The sequence below is a fragment of the Ruegeria sp. CE9 genome, assembly GCF_056537425.1.
The window spans coordinates 1-777 of sequence record NZ_JBQFRO010000110.1 but is presented as its reverse complement, the minus strand read 5'-3'; the positions used below and the strand labels follow the sequence as shown (position 1 = coordinate 777).

Here is a 777-nt window from a genome sequence, read left to right as displayed (position 1 = left end):
CCTGTGTAACATGTCCAAAGCGCGTTGTGAATCGGGCATAATGATTTGGCCAATCACGTGTGGGTTATTGCAACAGCGGTGACCAAGCGGGATCGGACGCCATTCCCGGTGTCGCGACACGCTGAAGGTTGCGACCCGAAATATCGACCGAATAAAGCGCGGGCGCGCCATTTGTGCCTGCAGTTTCGCGGGTGAACATAACCACGCGCCCATTCGGCGCCCAAGTTGGCCCTTCATCAAGGAAAGACGCTGTCAAAAGGCGCTCTTCGCTGCCATCAATACGCATGACGCCGATATGGAACCGCCCTGCCTCTTGTTTGGTGAAGGCGATATAGTCGCCGCGCGGGCTCCAGACGGGGGTGCCATAACGACCGCTGCCGCGGCTGATACGCTGCGCAGGGCCACCCGTGGCAGGCATGATGTAAAGCTGCTGGTTGCCAGAGCGGTCGCTTTCAAACACGACTTGGCTGCCATCTGGTGAAAAGCTTGGAGCCGTTTCAATTGAAGGCGCTTCGGTCAAACGTGTCTGCATGCCCGTGACCAAATCAAGCACATAAATATCGCTATTTCCGCCACGCTCGACCGAAAACACAACGCGCTGCCCGTCAGGGGAATAGCGCGGGGCAAAGGTCATGGTTCCAGGAAGATCGGCCAAAGGACGATGGGTCACGCTCGCAATATCCATCTGATAGATGCGCGGTGTGCCACTTTCATAGGATGTGTAGAGCAAGCTGCGCCCATCTGGCGAAAAGCGGGGCGCAAGAACAATTGCGCTGC

The 777-nt window shown here is 57.1% G+C and carries 1 pseudogene; it reads right to left on the bottom strand.

Features of this window, described 5'->3' with window-relative positions:
• Nucleotides 1-64 precede the first annotated feature (64 nt).
• Nucleotides 65-777 (bottom strand): annotated as a pseudogene (tolB, locus tag ACR0B3_RS24355) (Tol-Pal system protein TolB); the annotation flags it as partial.